This is a genomic window from Azospirillum lipoferum 4B (genome assembly GCF_000283655.1).
Lineage (GTDB): Bacteria > Pseudomonadota > Alphaproteobacteria > Azospirillales > Azospirillaceae > Azospirillum > Azospirillum lipoferum_C.
Window position 1 is genome coordinate 27,882 of the sequence record NC_016585.1, and the last position, 24,155, is coordinate 52,036.

At 68.5% G+C, this 24,155-nt stretch carries 16 protein-coding genes; 5 read left to right on the forward strand and 11 right to left on the reverse strand.

The features are described 5' to 3' along the window. Positions 1 to 41: 41 nt before the first annotated feature. Complete coding sequence (locus AZOLI_RS14045; protein ID WP_014187823.1) at positions 42 to 1,223, reverse strand: acetyl-CoA C-acyltransferase; 1,182 nt, start codon at positions 1,221 to 1,223, stop codon at positions 42 to 44. Positions 1,224 to 1,278: 55 nt separating this feature from the next. Beyond that, positions 1,279 to 2,451 carry an isovaleryl-CoA dehydrogenase gene (locus tag AZOLI_RS14050; RefSeq protein ID WP_014187824.1) on the reverse strand — a complete coding sequence of 391 codons (1,173 nt, stop codon included), beginning with the start codon at positions 2,449 to 2,451 and terminating at the stop codon, positions 1,279 to 1,281. A 302-nt stretch (positions 2,452 to 2,753) separates the two neighbouring features. Here AZOLI_RS14050 and AZOLI_RS14055 point away from each other — a divergent pair, with 302 nt between their 5' ends. Then, complete coding sequence (locus AZOLI_RS14055) at positions 2,754 to 3,749, forward strand: bile acid:sodium symporter family protein (protein WP_014187825.1); 996 nt, start codon at positions 2,754 to 2,756, stop codon at positions 3,747 to 3,749. Between the two features lie 63 nt (positions 3,750 to 3,812). On the opposite strand, the gene AZOLI_RS14060 is transcribed toward AZOLI_RS14055, so the two are convergent. Together AZOLI_RS14060 and AZOLI_RS14065 are read right to left on the reverse strand one after the other, a co-directional pair. After that, positions 3,813 to 5,243 carry a hypothetical protein gene (locus AZOLI_RS14060; RefSeq protein WP_014187826.1) on the reverse strand — a complete coding sequence of 477 codons (1,431 nt, stop codon included), beginning with the start codon at positions 5,241 to 5,243 and terminating at the stop codon, positions 3,813 to 3,815. After that, positions 5,240 to 6,346, reverse strand: a complete 1,107-nt coding sequence (locus tag AZOLI_RS14065; RefSeq protein ID WP_014187827.1) for a hypothetical protein — start codon at positions 6,344 to 6,346, stop codon at positions 5,240 to 5,242. Before AZOLI_RS14065 ends, AZOLI_RS14060 begins: the two co-directional genes overlap by 4 nt. A gap of 425 nt (positions 6,347 to 6,771) precedes the next feature. On the opposite strand from AZOLI_RS14065, the gene AZOLI_RS14070 reads away from it, so the two are divergent. Beyond that, positions 6,772 to 7,176 carry a 6,7-dimethyl-8-ribityllumazine synthase gene (locus AZOLI_RS14070; protein WP_014187828.1) on the forward strand — a complete coding sequence of 135 codons (405 nt, stop codon included), beginning with the start codon at positions 6,772 to 6,774 and terminating at the stop codon, positions 7,174 to 7,176. A gap of 18 nt (positions 7,177 to 7,194) precedes the next feature. On the opposite strand, the gene AZOLI_RS30385 is transcribed toward AZOLI_RS14070, so the two are convergent. Both AZOLI_RS30385 and AZOLI_RS14080 read right to left on the reverse strand, forming a co-directional pair. Continuing rightward, a complete protein-coding gene (locus tag AZOLI_RS30385) occupies positions 7,195 to 9,705 on the reverse strand; it encodes a PAS domain-containing hybrid sensor histidine kinase/response regulator (protein WP_162488197.1) in 2,511 nt (836 codons plus the stop codon). Between the two features lie 115 nt (positions 9,706 to 9,820). Further along, the gene (locus AZOLI_RS14080; protein ID WP_014187830.1) at positions 9,821 to 10,732 is read right to left on the reverse strand and encodes a LysR family transcriptional regulator; all 912 of its coding nucleotides are present in this window, start codon (positions 10,730 to 10,732) and stop codon (positions 9,821 to 9,823) included. Positions 10,733 to 10,807: 75 nt separating this feature from the next. On the opposite strand from AZOLI_RS14080, the gene AZOLI_RS14085 reads away from it, so the two are divergent. Together AZOLI_RS14085 and AZOLI_RS14090 are read left to right on the forward strand one after the other, a co-directional pair. Continuing rightward, entirely contained in the window at positions 10,808 to 12,073 is a 1,266-nt protein-coding gene (locus AZOLI_RS14085) for an MFS transporter (protein ID WP_081505978.1), read from the forward strand. A gap of 5 nt (positions 12,074 to 12,078) precedes the next feature. Next, on the forward strand, positions 12,079 to 12,648 hold the full coding sequence (locus AZOLI_RS14090; protein ID WP_044551269.1) for a GNAT family N-acetyltransferase: 570 nt from the start codon (positions 12,079 to 12,081) through the stop codon (positions 12,646 to 12,648). Between the two features lie 190 nt (positions 12,649 to 12,838). On the opposite strand, the gene AZOLI_RS14095 is transcribed toward AZOLI_RS14090, so the two are convergent. The 4 genes from AZOLI_RS14095 to AZOLI_RS14110 all read right to left on the reverse strand — a co-directional run bounded on the left by AZOLI_RS14095 (position 12,839) and on the right by AZOLI_RS14110 (position 16,983). Further along, positions 12,839 to 14,035: a porin gene (locus AZOLI_RS14095; protein ID WP_014187833.1), complete on the reverse strand. Its 1,197-nt coding sequence runs from the start codon at positions 14,033 to 14,035 to the stop codon at positions 12,839 to 12,841. A 127-nt stretch (positions 14,036 to 14,162) separates the two neighbouring features. Next, the gene (locus AZOLI_RS14100) at positions 14,163 to 14,924 is read right to left on the reverse strand and encodes an ABC transporter ATP-binding protein (protein ID WP_014187834.1); all 762 of its coding nucleotides are present in this window, start codon (positions 14,922 to 14,924) and stop codon (positions 14,163 to 14,165) included. Continuing rightward, positions 14,921 to 15,952, reverse strand: a complete 1,032-nt coding sequence (locus tag AZOLI_RS14105) for a FecCD family ABC transporter permease (RefSeq protein WP_014187835.1) — start codon at positions 15,950 to 15,952, stop codon at positions 14,921 to 14,923. Before AZOLI_RS14105 ends, AZOLI_RS14100 begins: the two co-directional genes overlap by 4 nt. Before the next feature lie 5 nt (positions 15,953 to 15,957). Beyond that, entirely contained in the window at positions 15,958 to 16,983 is a 1,026-nt protein-coding gene (locus AZOLI_RS14110; protein WP_014187836.1) for an ABC transporter substrate-binding protein, read from the reverse strand. A gap of 994 nt (positions 16,984 to 17,977) precedes the next feature. Between AZOLI_RS14110 and AZOLI_RS14115 the strand changes: the two genes are divergently transcribed. Continuing rightward, the gene (locus AZOLI_RS14115; protein WP_014187838.1) at positions 17,978 to 22,816 is read left to right on the forward strand and encodes an NAD-glutamate dehydrogenase; all 4,839 of its coding nucleotides are present in this window, start codon (positions 17,978 to 17,980) and stop codon (positions 22,814 to 22,816) included. A gap of 217 nt (positions 22,817 to 23,033) precedes the next feature. On the opposite strand, the gene AZOLI_RS14120 is transcribed toward AZOLI_RS14115, so the two are convergent. Further along, positions 23,034 to 24,077 carry a helix-turn-helix transcriptional regulator gene (locus tag AZOLI_RS14120; RefSeq protein WP_014187839.1) on the reverse strand — a complete coding sequence of 348 codons (1,044 nt, stop codon included), beginning with the start codon at positions 24,075 to 24,077 and terminating at the stop codon, positions 23,034 to 23,036. Positions 24,078 to 24,155: the final 78 nt, after the last annotated feature.

The following is a 24,155-nucleotide window of genomic DNA, read 5'->3' on the forward strand; positions in this document are numbered from 1 at the left end:
GCAAAGCGGGGGAGGGTTAGGGAGGGGGCAAGCGCCTGCCCTTACACCCGCTCCACCGCAATCGCCGTCGCCTCACCCCCACCGATACACAGCGAAGCCACGCCCCGCTTCAAATCGTACTTCTCCAGCGCCGCCAGCAGCGTCACGATGATCCGCGCCCCCGAAGCCCCGATCGGATGCCCGAGCGCGCAGGCGCCGCCATGGACGTTCACCTTGTCGTGCGGCAGATCCAGATCGCGCATCGCCGCCATAGTGACGACCGCAAAGGCTTCGTTGATCTCGAACAGGTCGACATCGCGGGCCGACCAGCCCACCTTCTCGAACAGCTTCTGCATCGCACCCACCGGGGCCGTCGTGAACAGCGCCGGCTGCTGGGCGTGGTTGGAATGGCCCTTGATCTCGGCGATCACGCGCAGGCCGCGGCGGTCCGCCTCGCTGCGGGTGGTGACGATCAGCGCCGCGCCGCCGTCGGAGATCGACGAGGCGTTCGCCGCCGTCACCGTGCCGTCCTTGGCAAAGGCGGGCTTCAGCGTCGGGATCTTCTTGGGATCGCCCTTGCCCGGCTGCTCGTCGGTGTCGACCAGCGTATCGCCCTTGCGGCCCTTGACCAGCACCGGCGCAATCTCCGCCTTGAAGGAGCCGTCCTCCACCGCCTTGCGGGCGCGGTTCAGGCTTTCGATGGCGTAGTTGTCCTGCGCCTCGCGGGTGAAGCCGTAGCTGCCGGCGCATTCCTCGGCGAAGGTGCCCATCAGGCGGCCCTTCTCGTAGGCATCCTCCAGACCGTCGAAGAACATGTGGTCCAGCACCTTGCCGTGACCCATGCGGTAGCCGGCGCGGGCGCGGTCCAGCAGATAGGGGGCGTTCGACATGCTCTCCATGCCGCCGGCCACCACGACCTTGGCCGAGCCGGCCTTGATCACGTCATGGGCGAACATCACCGCCCGCATGCCCGAGCCGCAGACCTTGGAGATGGTGGTGCAGCCGACACCCTTCGGCAGACCGGCGCCCAGCGCCGCCTGACGCGCCGGGGCCTGGCCCAGCCCGGCCGACAGCACGTTGCCCATGAACACCTCGTCCACCGCGTCCGCGGCGAGGCCCGAGCGCTCCAGCGCCGCCTGGATGGCGACGGCGCCCAGCTGCGGGCCGGTCAGGCCCATGAGGTCGCCCTGGAAGCCGCCCATCGGCGTGCGGACGGCGGCGGCGATGACGATGCTGTCGGTCATGGTGCTCGGTCCCTTTCCCTCGATGCTCTTTGTTTCCGGCCTCAGGCCGTTTCCCTCAGGCCGTCTCTTTGAACAGTTCGCGCCCGATCAGCATGCGGCGGATCTCGCTGGTGCCGGCGCCGATCTCGTAGAGCTTGGCGTCGCGCAGCAGGCGGCCGGTCGGGTATTCATTGATGTAGCCGTTGCCCCCCAGGGTTTGAATGGCCTCCAGCGCCATCCAGGTCGCCTTTTCGGCGGAGAACAGGATGGCGGCGGCGGCGTCCTTGCGGGTGGTCTCGCCGCGGTCGCAGGCTTTGCAGACGGCGTACACATAGGCCTTGGCGGCGTTCATGATCGTGTACATGTCGGCGATCTTGCCCTGCATCAGCTGGAACTCGCCGATGGGCTGGCCGAACTGCTTGCGGTCGTGGACATAGGGGATCACCACGTCCATGCAGGCCTGCATGATGCCGAGCGGACCGCCGGACAGCACCGCGCGCTCGTAATCCAGCCCCGACATCAGCACGTTCACGCCGCGACCGACGCCGCCCAGGATGTTCTCCTCCGGCACCTCGCAATCCTCGAACACCAGCTCGCCGGTGTTGGAGCCGCGCATGCCCAGCTTGTCCAGCTTCTGCGCCACCGAGAAGCCCTTGAAGCCCTTCTCGACCAGGAAGGCGGTGATGCCGCGCGGGCCGGCGTTGATGTCGGTCTTGGCATAGATCACCAGCGTGTCGGCGTCGGGGCCGTTGGTGATCCACATCTTGGTGCCGTTCAGGACGTAACGGTCGCCCTTCTTCTCCGCCCGCAGCTTCATCGACACCACGTCCGACCCGGCATTCGGCTCCGACATCGCCAGCGCGCCGATATGCTCGCCGGAGATCAGCTTGGGCAGGTAGCGGCGCTTCTGATCCTCGTTGCCGTTCTTGCGGATCTGGTTGACGCAGAGGTTCGAATGGGCGCCGTAGCTGAGCCCCACCGAGGCCGAGGCGCGCGACACCTCCTCCATCGCCACGACATGCTCCAGATAGCCCATGCCGGCGCCGCCATACTCCTCCTCCACCGTCACGCCGAGGATGCCGAGATCGCCCATCTTGCGCCACAGCTCGTTCGGGAACTCGTTGGTCCGGTCGATCTCGGCGGCGCGGGGGGCGATCTCGTTGGCGGCGAAGCTGCGCACCGAATCGCGCAGCATGTCGGCCGACTCGCCCAGGTCGAAATTCAGGCTCGGGTACTGGTTGGACAGCATGGCGTATCGCTCCCCTGGGAAATCATCCGTTCTTTGACCATACGTTACCGTATGGAGAGGCGCGAGGCAAGGGGGAAGCTGACGCCCGCGAAACCTGCAGTCCTTCAAGGGATTAAGGCGGTCCGGCCGCCTGCGGATACACTGCCGCATCGTGGAAAGACGGCGAAAAAGACAACCAGTTCAAGGCTGCCATGCGTTCACCCGGCCCCGGCGCGGCATGGTCACGCTTTCCTGATGCTGCGCTGCAGGGTTAAACTTTGGATACTGTATACCTGAGGATGCCGCGAAGGAGCCTTGCGACGATGATCCGCGTACCGCGCCCGAACATGGATGGCTTCACCATGGCCCTGGTGGCGACCGTCGGGCTGGCGACCGTGCTGCCGGTTCAGGGCCAGCTCGCCCAGGGCGTGCATTGGCTGGCGGAGGCGGCCATCGCGCTGCTGTTCTTCCTGCACGGCGCCCGCCTGCCGCGGGAAGAGGTGGTGGCGGGCATGGCGCACTGGCGCCTGCACCTGCTGATCTTCAGCCTGACCTTCGTCGCCTTCCCGCTGATCGGCTGGGCGGCGGTGGCGGCGCTGCCGCACAGCCTGCTGCCGCCGGCACTCGCCATCGGGGTGCAGTTCCTCTGCCTGCTGCCGTCGACCGTCCAGTCCTCCATCGCCTTCACCTCGATGGCGCGGGGCAACGTCGCGGCGGCGGTGTGCAGCTCCACCCTGTCCAACATCTCCGGCATCCTGATGACGCCGCTGCTGGTGGCGCTGTTCCTGAAGGTGCAGGGGACGGCGCTGTCGCTCGACACGCTGCAGACCATTGCGGCACAGCTCCTGCTGCCCTTCGTTGCCGGACAGTTGCTGCGGCGCTGGGTCGGTGCCTGGGCGGCGCGGCACAAGACGATGCTGAAGTTCACCGACCGCAGCTCGATCCTGCTGGTCGTCTACATCGCCTTCAGCGAGGCGGTGGTGAACGGTCTGTGGCATCAGGTGCCGCCGACGGCGCTGGGCATGGTGGTGCTGATCGACGGTGTCATCCTGGCGCTCTTCCTGGTCGGCACGATGCTGCTCAGCCGCCGCCTGGGCTTCTCCCGCGCCGACGAGGCGGTGATCGTCTTCTGCGGGTCGAAGAAGTCGCTGGTCAGCGGCGTGCCGATGGCCGGCGTGCTGTTCGCCCCGGCCACCGCCGGTCTGGTGCTGCTGCCGGTGATGGTGTTCCACCAGATCCAGCTGATGGTCGGCGCCGTCCTGGCCCGCCGCTACGCCGACGAGGAAGAGGCGCGCGACGCCCTGCCGGCGACCTCGTGAGGGGGTACCCTCTCCCGGATAGAGTCCCCTCTTCCCCCTGGGGAGAGGGGGAAGCAGGTCCCCCTACTCCTCCGCAAATTCCCCCGTCGCGGCCATGATGGCGGTGCGGAGCCGGTCGGCCTTGGCGGGGCCGGCGACCATTTCCAGCAGGCGCAGGGCGTAGAACAGGTTGATCTCCGCCGTCTCCGCGTCGTCCGGGTCGCCGGCCGATTCCGGATATCGGTCCAGCAGGGCGTGCGCCCGCTCCAGCAGGCCCTTTTCCATCGACGCCATGGCGTCCTTCAGCGGCTCGTGCAGGCCCAGCGCATCGGCCAGCCCCTCGCAGCGGCGCAACGCGCGGGCATGGTCCTCCGCCGCGGTCTGGGCGTCGTCGTCGACGGCGACCGGCCGGCCATTGGCGGCGGGGGCCGCCACCGCGGTCAGGATGCCCTGGGGCGCCGTGTCGAGAACGCTGCCGGTCACCATGGTCCGCACCGCTGCCTTCACCGCCTCCAGCCGCTCGCGATAGACCGGCTCGGCCAGGAAATCCATGACGGCGGAGGTGGTGGCGACGCTGGCAACCAGCCGCTCGGCGATGGCGATGGCCTCCTCCGGGACGATGGCGACGACAGCCCCGCCGGCCCCGTCGCCCTTGCCATAGACGTTCCCGTCCAACCGGGCGCTCCGCTCCTCCAGGTTGGTGACCACAAGCCCGCTCAGCTGGGCGAAGATCACCGGCTGTTCCCGCCGCGCCTTGCCCAGGTCGATGTCGTTCAGCACCGTCAGCAGGTCGGCCGGGTTCGCCATGCGCGAGGCGGCGACCAGCAGCAGGTAATAGACCAGCGTCGGCGATTGGCGCGCCGCCGCCTGGGCCGCCTGCTCGACGGCGTCGACATGGCGGTCGTCCAGCGCCGGCAGCGGCTTGGGCGCCAGCGCGTCCTTCAGCGTCTCCACCGTCAGGCCGATCTCCAGGAAGGCGGCGACGTCCAGAACCTGCCGCCGCAGATCCTCGTCGCCATGCAGCAGCCGCCAGACCAGCTGGCGCGAGGCATCCTGCTCCACCGCCCCCCGAATCGCCTCGGCAGCCATCGGCCACAGCCGGCGCCCGATGTTGCGCAGCGCGTTGACGTTGCCGGGCGCGGTTTCCTGCACCTGACGGTCGAGCTGGTCGATCAGGGCGGCATCCCCGTATTCGGTCACCAGCCGCCAGACCGGTTCGATCACCCGCCGTTCGATGCGGCCCAGCGGCACGTCGACCCCGCTGAAACTTTCCAGCACATCCTCGAACGGCATGCACAGGACACGCTTCATCGTCGGCCGGCGGCCGGGACGCAACTGGACCAGCCGGGGGCGGATGGCGGCGAAGGTCTGGCGCACGTCGGGATGGTCGCGCACCCGCTCCAGCAGGCGGACGACCTCGATGAACTTGTCCTCGGGGATGTCGAACAGCCGGCTTTCCAGCCCTGGCAGGCGGTCGACCTTGCCCTGTCCGGTTCCGTCCACCGCTTCGGTCATGGCGCGCGCGCCTTCACCGCCTCGATCCGGCGGATGGCGTCCATGTCCATCTGGCCGGTGCGCCAGTCCTCCAGCATGCGGACGGAGCGGCGGTGGGCCAGCTTGACCTGCTTGGAATCGGCCACGAAGTCGCGGCTGGACTCCTTCCTCGGCAGCAGGGGCAGGATACGGAACAGGTCGTTGACGGTCGCGGCCTGCTGGTGATGGTCCTCGGTCTGCGCCACCTCCCAGGCTCCGGTGATGTGGCTCCAGCCGTCGAGCAGCCACGCCATCCGCCCCGCCTGGGCGCGCACGCGGACGATCTCGCTGTCCCAGTCGCGCATCAGCGGACCGATCGCCTCGATGCGGCGATGGAAGTCACCCAGAACCTTTTCCCCGATGCCGATGGTGTGCTGCGCCACCTCCGCGCAGAAGGCGGCGACCGGGGCGGCGTCGCTCGGCACCTCGCGCGCCCAGTCGGTCAGGCTGTCGCGGAAACCCTTCAGGTCGGTCAGCCCGCGCGTCAGCCGGCCGGGCTTGGGCGAGCGCGCCAGTCCGACCGGGGCGGCGACCGCGGCGATCTCGGCCAGCCGGGAATAGAGCAGGGTCGCGTCCATCCGCAGGCTTTCCGCCGCGCGGGTCATCAACTGGCGGGTCAGCCGCTGCCCTTCGTCGGTGTCGATGCCGGCCTTCAGCATCTCCGGCGATTCCAGCCCGACCGCCTTCAGGATCGACAGGATCAGCAGGTAATGGGTGAGGGTGCCCTGCTCCTCATCCTCCTCCAGCGCATGGCGGGCCGCCTGCGCCGCCTTCGGCCCGGCCAGCCCGCGCCGCGCCGCCTTCAGCGTCGCCCGCCGGATCTCGTGCGGGGCACAGGCGTCCTCCTTCACGATCAGGTCGTGGAGATAGCGGTCGTGCATGGTCATCGACACCATCTCCGGCACCGCTTTCCAGGCGACCACATAGATGCCCATGCCCTGCGACAGGCTGGGGATCAGCACCTCCAGCTTGGACCGTTCGCCGCGGCGCACGCGGGTCTGGGACAGCAGCGGCGTGGTAAAGGCCACCGCGGCCCCCCGTTCCTCGAAGGTCGACGGCGCGTATTCGATCGCACCCTTCAACATGATTGCCGTTCCGGATTCGCCTGACCGATCTTCTGCGGCCGCGCCGTTCCTGCATTGGCCCTGCAGGCCAGGACCGGCGCAACCCCCACATGCTCATAATTACATGGCTGCAACACAAGCGGAGGCGAGAAATTTGCGCCGATTTGTAGCACGCTGCGACGGCCTGCCGCAGTCGGGAACGAACCGTATGCGAAGCTTAACCTTGTCCGCGGGCATTTGTGCATCCACCAGTCCTTGACCGGACGCTGCAAATCCCGATTTCGGGCCGAAACAACGGGAAGTAATATTTAAAGCGCAGGCCGAAATTTTCGAACTGGCGACGCCCCTTGCGCTTTGCGCGGCGACGCGACAGTTTGGGCGCAGGTTCAGACCGTAACACGTCAGACCGCCAGATATCAGGCTGCCAATCAGGGGAGAGACAGAGGGTGAGCAACATCGGCATCGTGCTCGGACGGTTCCACCGCAAGGAGGTGGGGGAGATGCTGGACGAGGCGCGCGCGGTCGCCGCCCGCCGCGGCCTCGGCATCGTCGCGGAGGTTTGGGTTCCCGGCTCGATGGAGAAGCCGCTGGCGATCAAGCGCCTGCTGATGCGCGACGACGTCGCCGGCGCGGTGGCGCTGGGCATCATCGAGCGGGGCGAGACGGAGCATGGCAACGTCATGGGCCATGCCGTCATCTCCAGCCTGATCGACCTGCAGCTTCAGTTCATGAAGCCGGTCGGCGTCGGCATCCTCGGGCCGGGCATCAACCCGTCCCAGATCCCGCCGCGCATCCGCCCCTACGCCGCCGCCGCGGTGGAGGCCTGCGCCGACCTGATCGAGCAGGGCTGACGCCTCACGCGATCCCGCTCACCGCAGCCCCAGCAGCTCGCCGAGCGCATGGCTGAGTTGGCGCGGGGTCACCGGCTTGTGGATGATGCCCAGCCCAAGGACGGCGGCGTCGCGTTCGCATTCGGGGCCGGTCTCGCCGGTCAGGATCAGGCCCGGAACCGGCGGGCCGCCCGCCTCCTCGAACAGCGCGCGGATGCCGGCGACGGCGTCGGTCCCGAGGCGGCCTTCGCGCAGGCGGTAGTCGGCGACGACCAGATCGGGACGGCGGCCGCTGCGGCGCAGCGCCTCCACCGCCTTTTCGGCGGAACCGGCGACCAGCACCTCGTAACCCCATTCGCGGAAGATCGTCTCCAGCCCCAGCAGCACGATGGCGTCGTCGTCCACCACCACGGCGAAGCGGCCGTGGCCGGTCGTCGCCGCCGCCTCCGCCGGGCTGAGCTGACGCTCGACGGCCCGGCCGGGCGGCAGGGCGATGACGAAGCTGGTCCCCTGCCCCGGCTTCGACTGCACGTCGACGGGATGGTTCAGCAGCTGCGACAGCCGCCGCACGATGGCAAGGCCGAGACCGAGGCCGCGGTTGCGGTCGCGTTCGGGATTGCCGACCTGATGGAACTCTTCCCAGATGCGTTCCAGATGGTCGGGCGGGATGCCGATGCCGGTGTCGCGCACCTCGATCAGCAGGCGCCCGCCGGCCTGCCGGCATTCGATGTCGATCCTGCCTCTCTCGGTATAGCGCAGCGCGTTCTCCACCAGATTGCGCACCATGCGGGTCAGCAGCGTGCGGTCGGTGCGCGCGGCGGCGTTGCAGGACAGGACATGCAGCTCCAGCCCCTTGGCCGCCGCGACCGGCCGGTAGGAGGCGGCGATGTGGTCGAACAGCGGCACCATCGGGACATTCTCGATGTTCGGCTGCACCACCCCGGCGTCGAGCCGCGACATGTCCAGCAGGCTGTCGAGCAGCTCCTTCAGCGCGTCCAGCCCGCGGCCGAGATGCATCAGCGCGTTGGCGCCCTGGCTGCCCTGCACATGGGGTTTCAGCACGTCGACGAACAGCAGCAGCGCCTGCAGCGGCTGGCGCAGGTCGTGGCTGGCGGCGGCCAGGAACTTGCCCTTGGCCTGGTCGGCCGCCTCCGCCGACTCCTTCGCCTGCATCAGCGCCTGCTGCGCCCGCCGGCGGGCGGTGATGTCGCGGAAATAGACCGAAAGCCCGTCGGGACTGGGATACATGCTGATCTCGGCCCAGTCGCCGAGGATGGGCGACTTCACCTCGATGGTCGTCTCCCGCCCGTCGCGCACCGCCTGCTTCTGCGCTTCGAACGCCTCGCTGCCCAGCACGTTGGGGAAGGCCTCCCAGATGCGCCGGCCCAGCAGGGTGTCGCGCGACCGGCCCCACAGCCGTTCCGCCTTGCGGTTGATGTAGGTGAAGCGCCAGTCATGGTCGACGGCATAGAAGGCGTCGCTGATGCTCTCCAGGATCATGACCGTCCGCTCGTGCGAGGCGCGCACCTCCTCCTCCGCACGCTTGCGCATGGTGATGTCGCGGGAAAAGCAGCCCACCCCCTCCGCCGTCGGCAGGATGCGGATCTCCAGCCACAGCGTGGTGTCCTCGCCGTCCAGGCGTTTCTCGATGCCGGTCGGCACCCGCTCCGTCATGGTCTTGCGGCACAGCGCCTCAAGGTCGGAGCCGGCGAGCTGGGGCCAGATCTCCCACAGGCGGCGGCCGCGGATCGCCGACAGCGGCAGATGGTCGAGCTGCTCGGCCCGCCGGTTCTGGTAGATCACCCGGTAATCGCGGTCGAGCGCCACCAGCGCCTCGTCGATGCTGTCCAGGATGTCGCAGGCACGCTTGCGCGCGTCGGCGATGGCCTCTTCCATCCGCCGCTCGTCGGAACGGTCGTGCAGGATCCACAGATAGCCGTCCTCGGCGCCCTGCAGCGGCAGGATGGTCAGCGCTCCCCAGACCTCGGACCCGTCGCGGCGGCGGAAGGCCCGTTCCTCCTGGATGCGCCCTTCGGCCAGCGCCCGCAGCCTCAGCGAGTCTGGCACGCCGGCCACGACATCCTCCGGCGGGAAGAGAAAGGCGACCGGCCGGCCTTGCGCCTCCTCCTCCGTCCAGCCCAGGATGCGGACGGCACCGGGATTCCAACTGGTCACCCTGCCGTCCGGCGCCAGGGTCAGGATGGCATGACCGACGGCACTGTCCAGGATGGCGCGCAGCCGCCTTTCGCTGTCGGCATGGGCGGCGCGGCTGCGCTCCAGGGCGTCGAAGGCGATCCGCAGATCCTCGTTGCGCACGGTGACCGTCTGCAGGTCGTCGCAGCCGCTGCAGGCGGTGGCAAGGGCGGCCCGCAGCCGCGCATTCTCCTGCTCCAGCTCGTTCACCCGCGCCGCCAGCCGCGGATCGGGAGCGGTGGCCGGATCGACCGTCGGCCGGGTGTTCGGGGAAGCCTTCGGCTGGGCATCCGGGTCCGCCCCGCCCCCCATCCGGCTGGTCGCGGGCTCATCCGGGACAGGCTGCGGTTTGGTCATAGTCGCTCAAGAAAAACGAAATTCCCAATAAAAGAGAGTGTGCAAGACCGAAAGCCTCTGTAAACCCTCCAAAGGAAATAGGACTGTAGAGCGCCAACAATAAGCAATTTTATATTTATGAATACCGCATATCCGCAATCGCCCTTACCATCGCCCGCACGCCGGAATCCGGCACTTTGTCACGGCGCAACACCAACCCAAGCTTGCGGACCAGGGGCGGGGCCAGAGGCCGCACGGCGAAGCGGTCGCGGTCGCCCGGTCCCTGGACGGTGACCGACGGCAGGATCGACCGGCCGAGCCCGGCGGCGACGAGGTTCTTGATCGCCTCGACATTGCCGAGTTCCATCGACGGGCGCGGCTGCACGCCGCCGGCCATGAACCAGCCGTCGATCACCGCCCGCATGGTGCCGCCGCGCTCGTAGAGGATCAGCGCCCCGTCCGCCAGCGCCGCCGGAGCGATGCCGTCCGGCGCCGGCCCATCCGCTTCCCTGGTCCCATCCCCGATCCGTGGACCGACGCAGACCAGCTCCTCGCTGCACACCGGTTCGATGGACAGGCCGGCGCGGACCGCCGGCAGCGTGACGAGCGCGAGATCCAGCGCCCCGGCTTCCACCGCGTCCAGGATGTCGGGCGTGTTGCCGGTGACGACGATGATCTCCAGTCCCGGATGGGCGGCGCGGAGCGCGGTCAGGATCGGCGGCAGGCGGTAGATGCAGGCGGTGGCGCCGGTGCCGATGCGCACGCGCCCCGCCTGCCCGGCGCGGTGCCGCCCCATGGCGGTCGATGCCGCCTCCGCCTCGTCGCGGATGCGGCGGATGAAGGGCAGCAGGTCGCGGCCGGCCGCCGTCGGCAGGGCGCGCTTGCCGACCCGCTCCACCAGACGCACGCCGAACCGCTCCTCCAGATTGCGGATCTGCATGCTGACCGCCGGCTGGGTCAGGCCGAGCCGGCTTGCCGCCTCGGTGAAGCCGCCATGCTCGACGACGGTGGCGAAGGTGATGAGCTGGTCGAGGTTCAGGCCGCGCATACCCCCAGCTTTCCTTATGATTCCGATCAAATCAATAAATTTGCCTTTTCCATGGCGGTCCGCGACGGTGGGGCCATGACGACCGCAGCAACTTCCTTTCCCGGCCCCTCCCCGGCCCCATCCTCCACCCCCTCCTCCACATGGCTCGTGCTGCTGTGCGCCAGCCGCTTCGCCACCTCGCTGTCCTTCATGGTCTATGCCGGCGCGCTGGTGCCGGCGATGCAGGCCTGGGGCATGTCGGCGGGGGAAGCCGGATCGATCCAGACCGCCTTCAACATCGGCTATGCCCTGTCGCTGGTGGGGTCCTCCTGGTTCGCCGACAGCCTGGGCGCCAAGCGCGTCTTCCTGTGGGCGAGCTGGGCGACGGCGCTGACCGGCCTCGCCTTCGCCTTCTTCGCCCGTTCTCCGGAAAGCGGGCTGCTGCTGTTCGCGCTGGTGGGGCTGACGCAGGGCGGAACCTACGCCCCCTCCATCATGCTGGTGGCGCAGGGCGTGCCGGCCGCCCGGCGGGGGGCGGCGGTCGGCTGGCTGCTGGCGGCGGGGTCGCTGGGATATTTCGCTTCCATTGCGCTTGCAGCATGGCTGGCGGAGCGGTTCGGCTACGAGGCCGCCTTCATCGCCTGCGGGCTGGGGCCGCTGCTGGCGGCGCTGCTCGCCACGCCGGGGTTGCGCGGGCGCGCCAATCCGGTCGCCGGCGGGGGCGCGCGGCGGCTGCGCGGCGCCTTCCGCTTCCTGGCCGACCGCCGGTCCTTCCTGCTGACCGCCGGCTACACCACCCATTGCTGGGAGCTGCTGGGCATGTGGGCCTGGCTTCCGGCCTTCCTGACGGCCAGCCTCGCCAACTCGGGCGGAGCCGGCGTCCGCGGCCTGTGGATCGCCGCGGCCATCCATCTCTCCGGCTTCCTGTCGTCGCTGCTGATGGGGCGGGCGTCGGACCGGCTGGGCCGGCGGGCCGTTCTGGTGGCGATGGGACTGCTGGGCGCCGCCTGTTCCTTCACCATCGGCTGGATGGACGGGATGCCGCTGGTCCTGGTGCTGGCGGTGGCCGCCCTCTACGGCTTCTCGGCGCTGGGCGACTCCCCCGTGCTGTCCACGGCGATGACCGAATCGGTCGAGCCCGGCAGCCTGGGGGCGGCGCTTGCCGTGCGCTCCATCCTCGGCTTCGGCGCCGGGGGCGCCGCGCCGCTGGCGGTCGGTCTGGTGCTGGACCAGACGGGCGGCATGGCGGGCCAGATGGGTGGCACCCCCTGGGGCTGGGGGTTCGCGCTTCTCGGCGTCGGCGGCGGGTTGGCGACCGTCTGCGCCCTTCTTCTTCCCGCCGACCGTCCTCACCGGAGTTGAAACTCATGCCTTCTCTCAATGGGCCTGCCATCACCGTGCGGGCGTCCGCCGACGCCGACATCCCCGCCATCGCCGCGCTCTATGCCCACCATGTCCTGCACGGCACCGCGTCGTTCGAGGAGGTTCCGCCGGACGAGGCGGAGATGGCCCGCCGCCGCGCCGACATCCTGGCCCGCGGCCTGCCCTATCTGGTGGCGGAGTGCGAGGGGAGGCTTGCCGGCTACGCCTATGCCGGGCTCTACCGCACCCGCAGCGCCTACCGCTTCACGCTGGAGAATTCCGTCTATGTCGCCGACGGCATGGGCCGGCGCGGCATCGGCCGGGCGTTGATGGACCCGCTGATCGAGATGTGCGAGGCGGCGGGATACCGCCGGATGATCGCGGCGATCGGCGACAGCGCCAACCACGGCTCCATCGGCCTGCATGCCGCCTGCGGCTTCCGTCCGGTCGGGGTGCTGCCGGCGGTGGGATACAAGTTCGGCCGCTGGCTGGACGGCGTGCTGATGGAGCGCCCGCTGGGCGAGGGAAGCGACGGTCCGGCGCCGGAGCGGATTTTCCCCGTGGGCATGCGGTGAGGGCCATCGGCTTGGGGGGCGAGGCCGTCAGGCCGTCGCCACCCAAGCCCCTAAGCAGGTTTCTCCAGATCGGGCCACAGGCCCGGCCTGGAGAAACCTGCGGACTCTATGGTTTTGCAGGTTTTCCGAGCCCGCCCATTCGTGGGCGGAGTTCGGAAAACCTGCTTAGGCGCTACGCGCAACCCTGTTGTCAGAACGCCAGGATGGAGCGCGCCAGGATGACGTTGGCCTTGTCGTCCAGCGTGCTGACCTCGCCCTTGGTGTCGACATAGTCGTACTGGGCCTGCAGGGTCAGGCCAGGAGCGACGGTGTAGCCGACGCCGACCTCATAGACGTTGATGTGGCGGCTGCCCGGCGTGTCGGTGCGCCCGGCATCGGCGCCGAACTTGTAGTTGGCACCGACGGCCAGAGGCCCGGAGCTGTACTGGACGCCGGCCGTCCAGTTGCGCTGCGCTTCGGTGGCCGGCCTGCCGGCGGTGGCGGAGAAGGACTGGCGTTCACCCGACCGGTTGAAATCGGTGTAGCTGCCGCCGACGGAGAAGCCGGCATAGCCGATCGTGACGCCGGCCTGCCAGCTGGTCAGGTCGTTGTAGGCGATCCCCGAAGCGCCGGCGACCGCGCTGCCGCCCATGTAGCCGGCGCTGGCCTTGACCGAGACACCGCCGAAGCTGTTGCTGTAGTTGGCGCCGACCTCCCAGATGTTCTCGAAGATGCCGGTTCCCATGATGTTGGCCGAGCTGTCCGCCGTGAACTGCGACCGGTTGACGTCGGTGTTGCTGCTGTCGTTGCGCGGGGTGTAGCTGCCGCCCAGCTGCAGGCCGGCGAAGCGCGGCGAGAAATAGACGATCTTCGTCGAGTTGGCGTCGACGGCCAGGGCCGGATAGACGATGGTGTTGCGGGTGGTCTGGGCCGCGCCGAACGCCAGCGAGCCGGTCGTCGTGCCGTTGATATTGTTGTTGGGGCCGACCCAGAAGACGGGCTGCTCGACGAAGGCCGACACATAGTCGGACGGCGCGGAGACATAGGTCTCGTCGCTGAAGGAGTTGACGACGCCGGCGCGCACCATGCCGAAGGAGCCCTGCGCAAAGATGAAGGCGCGGTCGGCGTCCGTGTTGCGGGCATTGCTGGCGCCGCTGTTGGCGCGCATGCGGATGCGGGCACCGTATTCCAGGCCGTTGTCGGCCTTGGCGGTCGGGATGATGTTCACGCGCAGGCGGTTGCGGAACTCGGTCGACCGGGTGTTGGCGTCCAGGTCCTGGCTCACATAGCCGGCTTCGAAATAGGCGTCGCCGCTGACCTTCACATCGAACTTGGCCTGGGCATTGGCGGCACCGGCACCGGCCGCGAGGGTGACGGCGGCGCAGCCTGCCAGCAGATAACGATTCACAGCTTTTGACTCCATGACGACGGTTTCAGAAAACAAGGCGGGATCCGGACCCCGGACGCGCCGTTTCCGCGCCGGGTTGCCTGTCGGCCAGGCATGTCGGCCAGGCATGTCCATGTCCCGATGAGGATCAGCGGAGGTAATGGATGTGTGGCCGCGCGTGATGGGGGGAGACTTCCACGCGGGCGTCCACCGAGAAGACGGTCTTCAGCAACTCCTCGGTCAGCACCTCGCCCGGCGGGCCGGACGCAACGATCCGGCCCTGTTTCAGCACCACCAGCCGGTCGCAGAACATGGCCGCGTGGTTGAGATCGTGAAGGGCGGTGATGCTGGTGACCGCAAGCTCGGAGACGAGCTTCAGCAGCGCGATCTGGTGCTGGATGTCGAGGTGGTTGGTCGGCTCATCCAGGATCAGTTCCTTCGGCGTCTGCGCCAACGCCCTGGCGATGTGGGCGCGCTGCTTCTCGCCGCCCGACAGGCTGTGCCAGAAGTCGTTGCGCTTGGCCGACATCCCGGCCTTTTCCAGCGCGCCGTCCACCGCCTCCTCGTCCGCCCGCGACCAGCCCGAGAACAGCGAGCGGTGGGGGAAGCGGCCGAGCTTCACGACATCGACGACCTTCAGGTTGGCGTTCGTCGTCGCATGCTGCTCGACGAAGGCGACGCGCTGCGCGACGGTCCGGCGCGGAATGGTCCGCAGGTCCGTCCGGTCGAGCAGGACCCGGCCGGATTGCGGCTGCTTCAGCCCGGCGAGCAGGCGCAGGAGCGAGGTCTTGCCCGACCCGTTCGGTCCCAGCAGGCCCAGCATCTCGCCCGGCCGGGCTTCCAGCGAAACCGCGTCCAGCACGGTCTTGCCGCCAATTCCCCATGTGAGACGTTCGGTCTTGAAGCTCATGACGCACGCTGGAACCGGTAGAGGATGACCGAGAAGAAGGGCACGCCGACCAGCGCGGTGACGACGCCGACCGGCAGGACCTGCTGCGGGATCAGGACGCGCGACGCGATGTCCGCCGCCACCATGAAGATCGCGCCCGCGATGGCACAGGCCGGCAGCAGCCGGATGTGCATCGGGCCGACCAGGAAGCGGGCGGCATGCGGCACCACGAGGCCGACGAAGCCGATGGAGCCGACCATGCTGACGATGGTCGCGGTCATCAGCGCGGTCAGCGCGAAGAGCAGGAGCCGCGCCCGGCCGACATCGACGCCCAGCGCCGCGGCGGATTCGTCGCCGAAGGCGAAGGCGTCGAGGATGCGGGCGGAGAGCAGGCAGGCCACCAGCCCGCCGCTCACCACGATGGAGACCAGCATGAACTCCGGCCAGCGCGCGCCGCTGAAGCTGCCGAGCAGCCAGAACATGACGTCGCGCGCCTGCTGCGCATTGCCCGACGTCGTCACGACATAGGACGTGGCGGCGTTGAACAGCTGGGAGGCGGCGACGCCGGCCAGGATCGTGCGGTCGGCGCCGCCGCGCGTGCCGTTCGACAGCAGGGCCACGAACAGGAAGGCGGCGAAGGCTCCGGCGAAGGCGCCCATCGACAGCGAGACCGCGCCGGCCCCGACGCCGAGGATGACGATGGCGACGGCGCCGGTGGATGCGCCGGCCGAAATGCCCAGCACATAGGGCTCGGCGAGCGGGTTGCGCAGGAGCGACTGCATGATCGCCCCCGACAGCGCAAGGCCGGCGCCGCAGAAGGCCGCGACCAGCGCCCGGCTGAGCCGGTAGTCCCAGATCACGGTCTCATGGATGCGGCTCAGCTCGACCGAGGTCCAGCCCAGCCGGTTGGTCACGGCGTGGAAGGTCGTGGCGAGGGGAATCGGCAGATCGCCGATGCCCACGCTGACCGCGATGACGAGAGCGATGGCCGCCAGGGAGGCGAGAAGCATGCCTCCCAGCATGGTCAACCGCCCGAGCGACTGCCCCATGCCCGTCACTTCAGCAGCCCGAGGTCTTTCAGTTGCCCGGCCACCTGTTCGGCACCGTAGAGGGTGCGGATGGTCGGATTCATCGCCTGTCCGTCCATGACGACGATGGCCTTGTTCTTGACCGCGGGCATCTGGCTCACGGCCGGATCGGTGGTCAGGAACTTGATCTTGGCATCGGTGCGGTCGAGTTCCCACCGGTTGCGGTCGAGACTGGCCACGACGATGACGTCGGGATTGGCGGCGATGATGCCCTCCCAGCCCAGCGTCGGCCATTCGGACTCCGATGCGATGGCGTTCGTGCCGCCGAGCAGGTCGGCGATGAAACCCGACGCGCCGTTCTTGCCGCCGAGATAGGCGTCGGCCGACGGCGAGGGGCTGGAGAACCAGAAGACGTAGGAGAGCTTCCGGCCGTCCTTCGGCACGCTGGCGCGGATGGCCGCCTCGCGCGCCTTGAAATCGGCGATCAACGCCTGGCCGCGATCCGCGACGTCGAAGATCCGGGACAGCTCGTCGATCTCCTGATAGAGCTGATCCATGCTCCAGAGCTGCGCACGGCTGCCATACACATCCTTGGAATTCTTCGTGTCGAGGCAGGTGCTGGGCGACAGGTAGGCCGGGACGCCGACCTTCTCGAAATCGCCGCGCTTGGCGACCTTGCTGTTCGGGCCGAGCAGGACGGGCAGCGCCGCCGCGACGAAATCGGGGTTCTCGACCAGGATCGATTCGAAGGTCGGGAACTCGACGGTCAGCAGCTTGACCTTCGCATTGGCTTCGGCCAGCTGCGGCATGACCTTGCTGGGCCAGAAGGCGGTGCCGACCATCCGGTCCTGCAGACCGAGGAGCAGAAGGATTTCGGCGCTGTTCTGGCCGAGGCCAATAGCCCGCTGCGGAGCCTTCTGGATCGTGACCTGGGCACCGCAATTCTCGATGGTCAGCGGATAGCTCGTCCTGCCGGCCAAGGACGGGGTGGCGGCAAGGCCGGCCGCTGCGAACAGGCCGGCGGCGGTCAGCAGTGATTTCACGAAGGTCATGGGAGAGTTCCAAGCCGGTTTGTCGTTACGGTGCGCCGTTGGCGGCCCATTGGCCGCGATGCGGAGCGGCGGCACTGTCATGCCATTGCAGATTGCGGGCTTCACTTGGGGCGGGGTCGCAATGGTTTGGCGCATGTCTCGGTCAAGCTGCCCATGCCAATCGCCGCGGGCGAGCAGCATCCAAGGCAATGGCTCCGCAATCAGAATTTGAATTGCGGACACAAAGAAGTCAAAAAAATGGCCTTCCATAGCCAAGCATATCGGCTCAAACCATAGAATCTATCCTCTTGACGCTTTCTGCGGGCACTGTTTTCCACATCGACCGAGGAGGCCGATGTTTGGAACGAAGCGCTTTCGTTTTGAAAGTGATAACGATTGTCGTTTGCAAGTCAAGGGTCAATCCGACGCGAGCCGATCTTGCGCCGGCCTGGGAACGCGCGCTTCACACGGTGCTCAGCCTGGGCGTCCACCCTGCCGGGGCGAATTCACGATCCGCATCCGCAGCCTTTGGGATTCCGGGAAAGCCACGCCGCGAATTTTCCAATCCTTCCGCGCACCCACACCGCGCCTTCCATACCCTGTCGCAAATGATGCCGGCGGAGATCGGAACCGCCGTTCAGTCAACCCTGCTGACCTTCTTGCCACCACATTTTCCAGGCTTTCCGCAGATCCGGCGGCAAAAGGCCGAACCGGCCGTATCGATTCGGCTTCCCCACCCCCGCAGCCCCCGTGCGACAGCCGGGGGGTGCGGCAGAAGGGCGCTGCGCGTCTTTGCCGCGGTGCCGGCAGCGGGAGGGCGATGGCGGGGATGTGAACGGGCTATGGATAAATTCGGCAACTCTGTCACTGGATTGTCCGAATCTTTGGAGAAACACCTCAAAAGAGTTCAAATCGCCGCTTGGTCAGAAATCCTGCCGTTTATTTGCCGTCGAATTGATCGGGTGGGGATGGTACTACCAATCCAAAGAAAACCCGAGAGGAGACATCCACCATCATGCGGACGGCGACGAAGGATCTGGCGGGCGACTTGCGGCAACAGCTGGCCGAGCTGGTGCGCAGCCGGGTTCCGAACGCGCGGGCGGAGCGCTTCGTGAAGCGCTTCTACGCCAACGTGCCCCCCGACGACCTGCTGCGCGGCACGCCGGAACAGCTTTACGGCGCCGCGCTGGCGATGTGGCAATGGGCACAGCAGCGCACGCCCGGCAAGCCCAAGGTCCGGGTCTATGCGCCGCGGCTGGACGAGCATGGCTGGCAGACCGAACGCTCGGTGGTGGAGATCGTCAACGACGACATGCCCTTCCTGGTCGATTCCGTCACGGCGGAGCTGAACCGGCAGGGCGTCACCGTCCATCTCGTCATCCACCCCGTCACCCGCGTCGTCCGCGATGCCGACGACCGCATCGTCGAGCTGCTCGAACCGGGTGAAGAGAAGGACGGCGCGCGCGACGAATCCTTCATGCACTGCTCCATCGACCCGCTGTCGGATCCGGCCGCCCAGGCCCGTCTGCGCGAAGGGATCGAGCGGGTGCTGGCCGACGTCCGCGCCGCGGTGGAGGATTGGAACCCGATGCGCGAGCGCGTCCGCGCCGCCCGCGACGACATCGCCCATGCCCCCGATGCCGAGGAATCCAAGGAAGCCGCCGACTTCCTGACCTGGATCGACGACGGCAACATGACCCTGCTGGGCAGCCGCCAATATCTCGCCACCGTCGGCGGCGAAGGCCGCGAGCCCTGGCTGGAGCTGGTGGACGGCAGCGGCCTCGGCGTGCTGCGCGACCCGGAAATCACCGTCTTCGACGAGCACGGCCACGCCGCCGTCCTGCCGGAGGAAATCCGCGCCTTCCTGCACCAGCCGCGCGCGCTGCTGGTGACCAAGGGCACCCGGCAAGCCACCGTCCACCGGTCGGTTCCGCTCGACGCCATTCTGGTCAAGCGTTTCGACGAGCAGGGCAATGTCCTCGGCATCACGCTGGCGGTCGGCCTGTTCACCTCCGTCGCCTACAACCGCAGCCCGCGCGAGATCCCGTTCCTGCGCCGCAAGGTCGCCCGCGTCATGGGCCGCGCCGGCTTCGATCCGTCGGGCCATGACGGCAAGGCGCTGCTGAACATCCTGGAAACCTATCCGCGCGACGAGCTGTTCCAAACCCCGTCGGACGAGCTGTTCGAGACGGCGGTCGGCATCCTGCACCTGCAGGAACGCCAGCGGCTTGCCCTGTTCGTCCGCCGCGACCCGTTCGAACGCTTCGTCTCGGCGCTGGTCTTCGTGCCGCGCGACCGCTACGACACTGCGCTGCGCCGCAAGATCCAGGGCGTGCTGGAAACCGCCTTCCACGGCACCTGCAGCTCCTATTTCACCCAGCTGTCGGACAGCGCGCTCGCCCGCCTGCACCTGATGGTGAAGACGGAGCCGGGCAAGCTTCCCCCCGTCGACATCGGCGAGATCGAGGCCCGGCTGGTCCAGGTCTCGCGCAGCTGGGCCGACCGGCTGCGCGACGCGCTGGTCGAGGCGCATGGCGAGGAGACCGGCAACGCCCGCCTGCGCCGCTATGCCGACGCCTTCCCGGCGGGCTACCGCGAGACCTTCACCGCGGAAACCGCGGTCCACGACATCGACCGCATCGAACGCGCGCTCGCCGAACAGCGCCTGGGCATCGTGCTGTTCCACCCGCTGGAGGCGGACAGCGATGAGCTGCACGTCAAGATCTACCACCAGGGCCGGCCGGTGCCGCTGTCCGACGTGCTGCCGATGCTGGAGCACATGGACCTGAAGGTGATCACCGAACAGCCCTACGAGGTCCGCCCGGCCGGCGGCACCCCGTCAGTCTGGATCCACGATTTCTCCGCCCGCACCCAGACCGGCCAACCGGTGGATTGCGTCAAGGTCAAGCAGACCTTCCAGGAGGCTTTCGCCGATGTCTGGGACGGCCGGATGGAGGATGACGGCTTCAACCGTCTGGTGCTGCGCGCCGGTCTGGGGGGCCGTGAGGTCACGGTGCTGCGCGCCTATGCCAAGTATCTGAAGCAGGCCCGCTTCGCCTACGCCCAGGACACCATCGAGGCGACGCTGTCCGGCCATCCGCAGATCGCCCGCCTGCTGTCCCGCCTCTTCGCCGCCCGCTTCGATCCGGCCCACCGGGCCAACCGGGCCGACGAAGCGCCGATCCTGGAGGAGATCGAGGACGCGCTTGACGCCGTCACCAACCTGGACGACGACCGCATCCTGCGCCGCTTCGCCAACCTGATCCGCGCCACGCTGCGCACCAACGCCTATCAGACCGCCGCCGACGGCACGGCAAAGCCGCATCTGTCCTTCAAGCTCGACAGCGGATCGATTGAGGAACTGCCGCTGCCCCGCCCCTGGGTCGAGGTCTTCGTCTACAGCCCGCGCATGGAAGGCGTCCATCTGCGCGGCGGCAAGGTCGCCCGCGGCGGCATCCGCTGGTCCGACCGGCGCGAGGATTTCCGCACCGAGATCCTGGGGCTGATGAAGGCGCAGATGGTGAAGAACACCGTCATCGTGCCGGTGGGATCCAAGGGCGGCTTCGTCGTCAAGCGCCCCCCGCCCGTGAGCGCCGGGCGCGAGGCGGCTCTCGCCGAAGGCATCGAGTGCTACAAGACGCTGATGCGCGGCCTGCTGGACGTCACCGACAATCTGGCAGCCGACGGCTCCGTCGTGCCGCCGAAGGATGTCGTGCGCCACGATGCCGACGATCCCTATCTGGTGGTCGCCGCCGACAAGGGCACGGCCACCTTCTCCGACATCGCAAACGGGGTGTCGGTCGATCATGGCTTCTGGCTGGGCGACGCCTTCGCCTCGGGCGGTTCGGCCGGCTACGACCACAAGGTGATGGGCATCACCGCCCGCGGCGCCTGGGAATCGGTGAAGCGCCATTTCCGCGAGATGGGCACCGACATCCAGACCACCGATTTCACCGTGGTCGGCGTCGGCGACATGTCGGGCGACGTGTTCGGCAACGGCATGCTGCTGTCCCGCCACATCCGCCTGCTGGCCGCCTTCGACCACCGCCACATCTTCCTCGATCCCGATCCCGACGCGGCATCCAGCTGGGAGGAGCGCAACCGGCTGTTCGCCCTGCCCCGCTCCTCCTGGGCCGACTACGACCGCTCCAAGCTGTCGCAGGGCGCGATGATCGTGGAACGCAGCGCCAAGACTGTGGAACTGACGGCGGAAGTCCGCGCCTGCTTCGGCATCGAGCAGACCCACCTGTCCCCGGCCGAACTGATGCGCCGCCTGCTGACGGCCCCAGTCGACCTGCTGTGGTTCGGCGGCATCGGCACCTACATCAAGGCGTCGAGCGAAACCAATGCCGAGGCCGGCGACAAGGCCAACGACGCGCTGCGCGTCGACGGCGGCCAGATCCGCGCCAAGGTGATCGGCGAAGGCGCCAATCTGGGCGTCACCCAGCGCGGCCGCATCGAGGCGGCGCAGAAGGGCCGCGACGGCAAGGGCGTGCGGCTGAACACCGACGCCATCGACAATTCGGCCGGCGTCGACACCTCCGACCATGAGGTGAACATCAAGATCCTGCTGGGCGACGTCATGGCGCGCGGCGACATGACGCTGAAGCAGCGCGACACCCTGCTGTCGGCGATGACCGACGAGGTGGCGGCTCTGGTGCTGGCCGACAACTACCGGCAGACCGGCGCGCTGACCGTCGCCGAGGCGCAAGGTGCCGCCCTGCTGGAGGCGCAGTCCCGTTTCATCCGCAACCTGGAGCGCAGCGGCCGGCTGAACCGCGCCATCGAGTATCTGCCGACCGACGAGGAGCTGGCCCAGCGCATGGCCGAGCGCCGCGGCCTGACCCGGCCGGAGCTGGCGGTGCTGCTGGCCTATGCCAAGATCACGCTGTACGACGATCTGCTGGCCTCGGAGCTGCCGGACGATCCGGCGACGGTCGACGACCTGCTGCGCTATTTCCCGCAGCCGCTGCGCGACGGCCATCGCGAGGCGATCTTCCGCCACCGCCTGCGCCGCGAGATCATCGCCTCCGCCGTCACCAACAGCCTGGTCAACCGCGTCGGCCCCACCTTTGTCCGCGACATGGTGGAGAAGACCGGTCTCGGCCCGGCGGACGTCGCCCGCGCCTATGCCATCACCCGCGACGTCTTCCAGCTGCGCCCGCTGTGGGATGCCATCGACGGCCTGGACAATCTCGTTCCGGCCACCCTGCAGACCACGCTGATGCTGGAGACCGTCCATCTGATGGATCGTGCGGTGGCGTGGTTCCTGGCGCACAGCCCGCATCCGCTGGATCTGGGCCGTGAATCCGCCGCCTTCCGTCCGGGGGTGGAGGCGTTGGCCGCCGGGCTGGACCGTTTCCTCGATGCCGAGGAATCCTCCCGCCTCGCCGCCCGCGTCGCCGACGCCACCGCCCAGGGCGTGCCGGAGGATCTGGCCCGCCGGGTCGCCGCCCTGCCGGTTCTGGCCGCCGCCCCGGATCTGGTGCGGATCGCCGAGCGCACCGGCCGTGCGGTGGAAGGCGTCGCCTCGGTCTATTTCGGGCTGGGCCGCCGCTTTGGGCTGGAATGGCTGCGCGACCGCGCCGACGGCGCCAAGGTCGACAACCACTGGCAACGTCAGGCGGTCGCCGCGATCATCGACGACCTGTTCGCCCACCAGAGCGCGCTGACCATCCGCGTGCTGGAGAGCGAAGGCGCCGAAGCCGCGGCGGTCGATGGCTGGATCGCCAGCCGGAGCCTGGTGGTGGAGCGGGTCGAACAGCTTCTGGCCGAACTGCGCGCCCAGCCGGCGGTCGATCTTGCCATGCTGGCTGTCGCAAATCGGCAGCTGCGCGGCCTGATCGCGGGGTAATCGGAGACCGGTGGTCTCACAGGGATAGGAGACACTCGGTTCGGACGGCCCGGTCGCGCAGCCTTGCGCAGCCGGGCCGCCGGAACGTCGGCGCCTTTGCAGGCACGTTCGGGCGCCGGCTTTCTGTCTCCTTGCCTCGGGCGGATCCGCTTGACCGCGGGTCCGCCCATTTTCTATTTCGAAAGCAACTTATACGGATAGCAAACCGCTCCGCGATTCAACCTCTGCCCGCGACCGGCGGCAGGGCGATGCGGGTTGCCCGCGCTTCCCGCGGACAGCGGCCGAAGCGCCGCTTGAAGGCGGTGGCGAAATTGGCCGGGCTGGAATAGCCGGCGAGATAGGCCGCCTCCGTCACGCTGACGCCCTCGCACTCCAGCGCCGTCCGCGCCCGCTCCATCCGCCGGGACCGCTCATACTCGAACACCGACATGCCATGGCCGGCGCGGAACAGCCGGTGCAGCGTGCTGACGCTCATTCCGGCATGGCGGGCGACCTCCTCCAGCCGCAAGGGCGCATCGTCGTCCGGGTCGCGGCTTTCCAGATAGTCGCAGGCGATGCGCAGGCGGGCGCGGTCCCGGCTGCTCAAGGGGTGGGCGGCGGGCATGTCGACCATGCCCAGCGCCTCGGCGACGATCTCCAGCGCGTGGCTTTCCAGATAGAGGCTTTCCAGCATCGGCGGGCAGGCGATGGGTCCGGTCAGCCGTTCCGCCAGCGCCACCTGCCGCGCCGTCGGCCGCAGCACCATGCTGGCGCCATGCGTCCGGCGGAAACGCCGCAAGCTCCCCTCCCCCGCCACAGGCGCACGGGCCGGGCCGCCGCCATCGCCGCCGTCACCGTCCAGCCAGTCCGGCGGCAGGCCCAGCGTGATCTTGCGCACCCGGTTGCCGCGCATCGCACGGCGCTGGAACCGGTCCTCCTCGGCGCGGGACAGCAGGAACAGAACCGGCTCGCGCGCAGCGGACAGAACATAGCGGCGCTCGCCGAGCGAGATGTCGACTTCACCGCGCAGGAACAGCGCCACCGTCAATCCGGCCCCGGCCGCCGCCGCCGTCGTCATGTCGCGCAGATCGACCGCATCGGTGGCGTGCAGCGACAGGCCGCTGCGCAGCATGTCCATGCGGAACCGGCCGCGCAGAACGATGTCGTCGGGATCGAGCGATGGCAGGATCGCCGGCAACACCTCGCCCCCGCGATTGCCGCGCGCCACCAGATCGCGCCAGCGGAGCGGGCTTTCCGCGTTTATCAGGTCGCCGTCCGTCATCGGTCTCTCCCCGTCATCTGGCGAACCGGCAAAGGAGTTTGACCGGCGCGCAAAGGCATGGTCGGCGCAGCGCGGGCT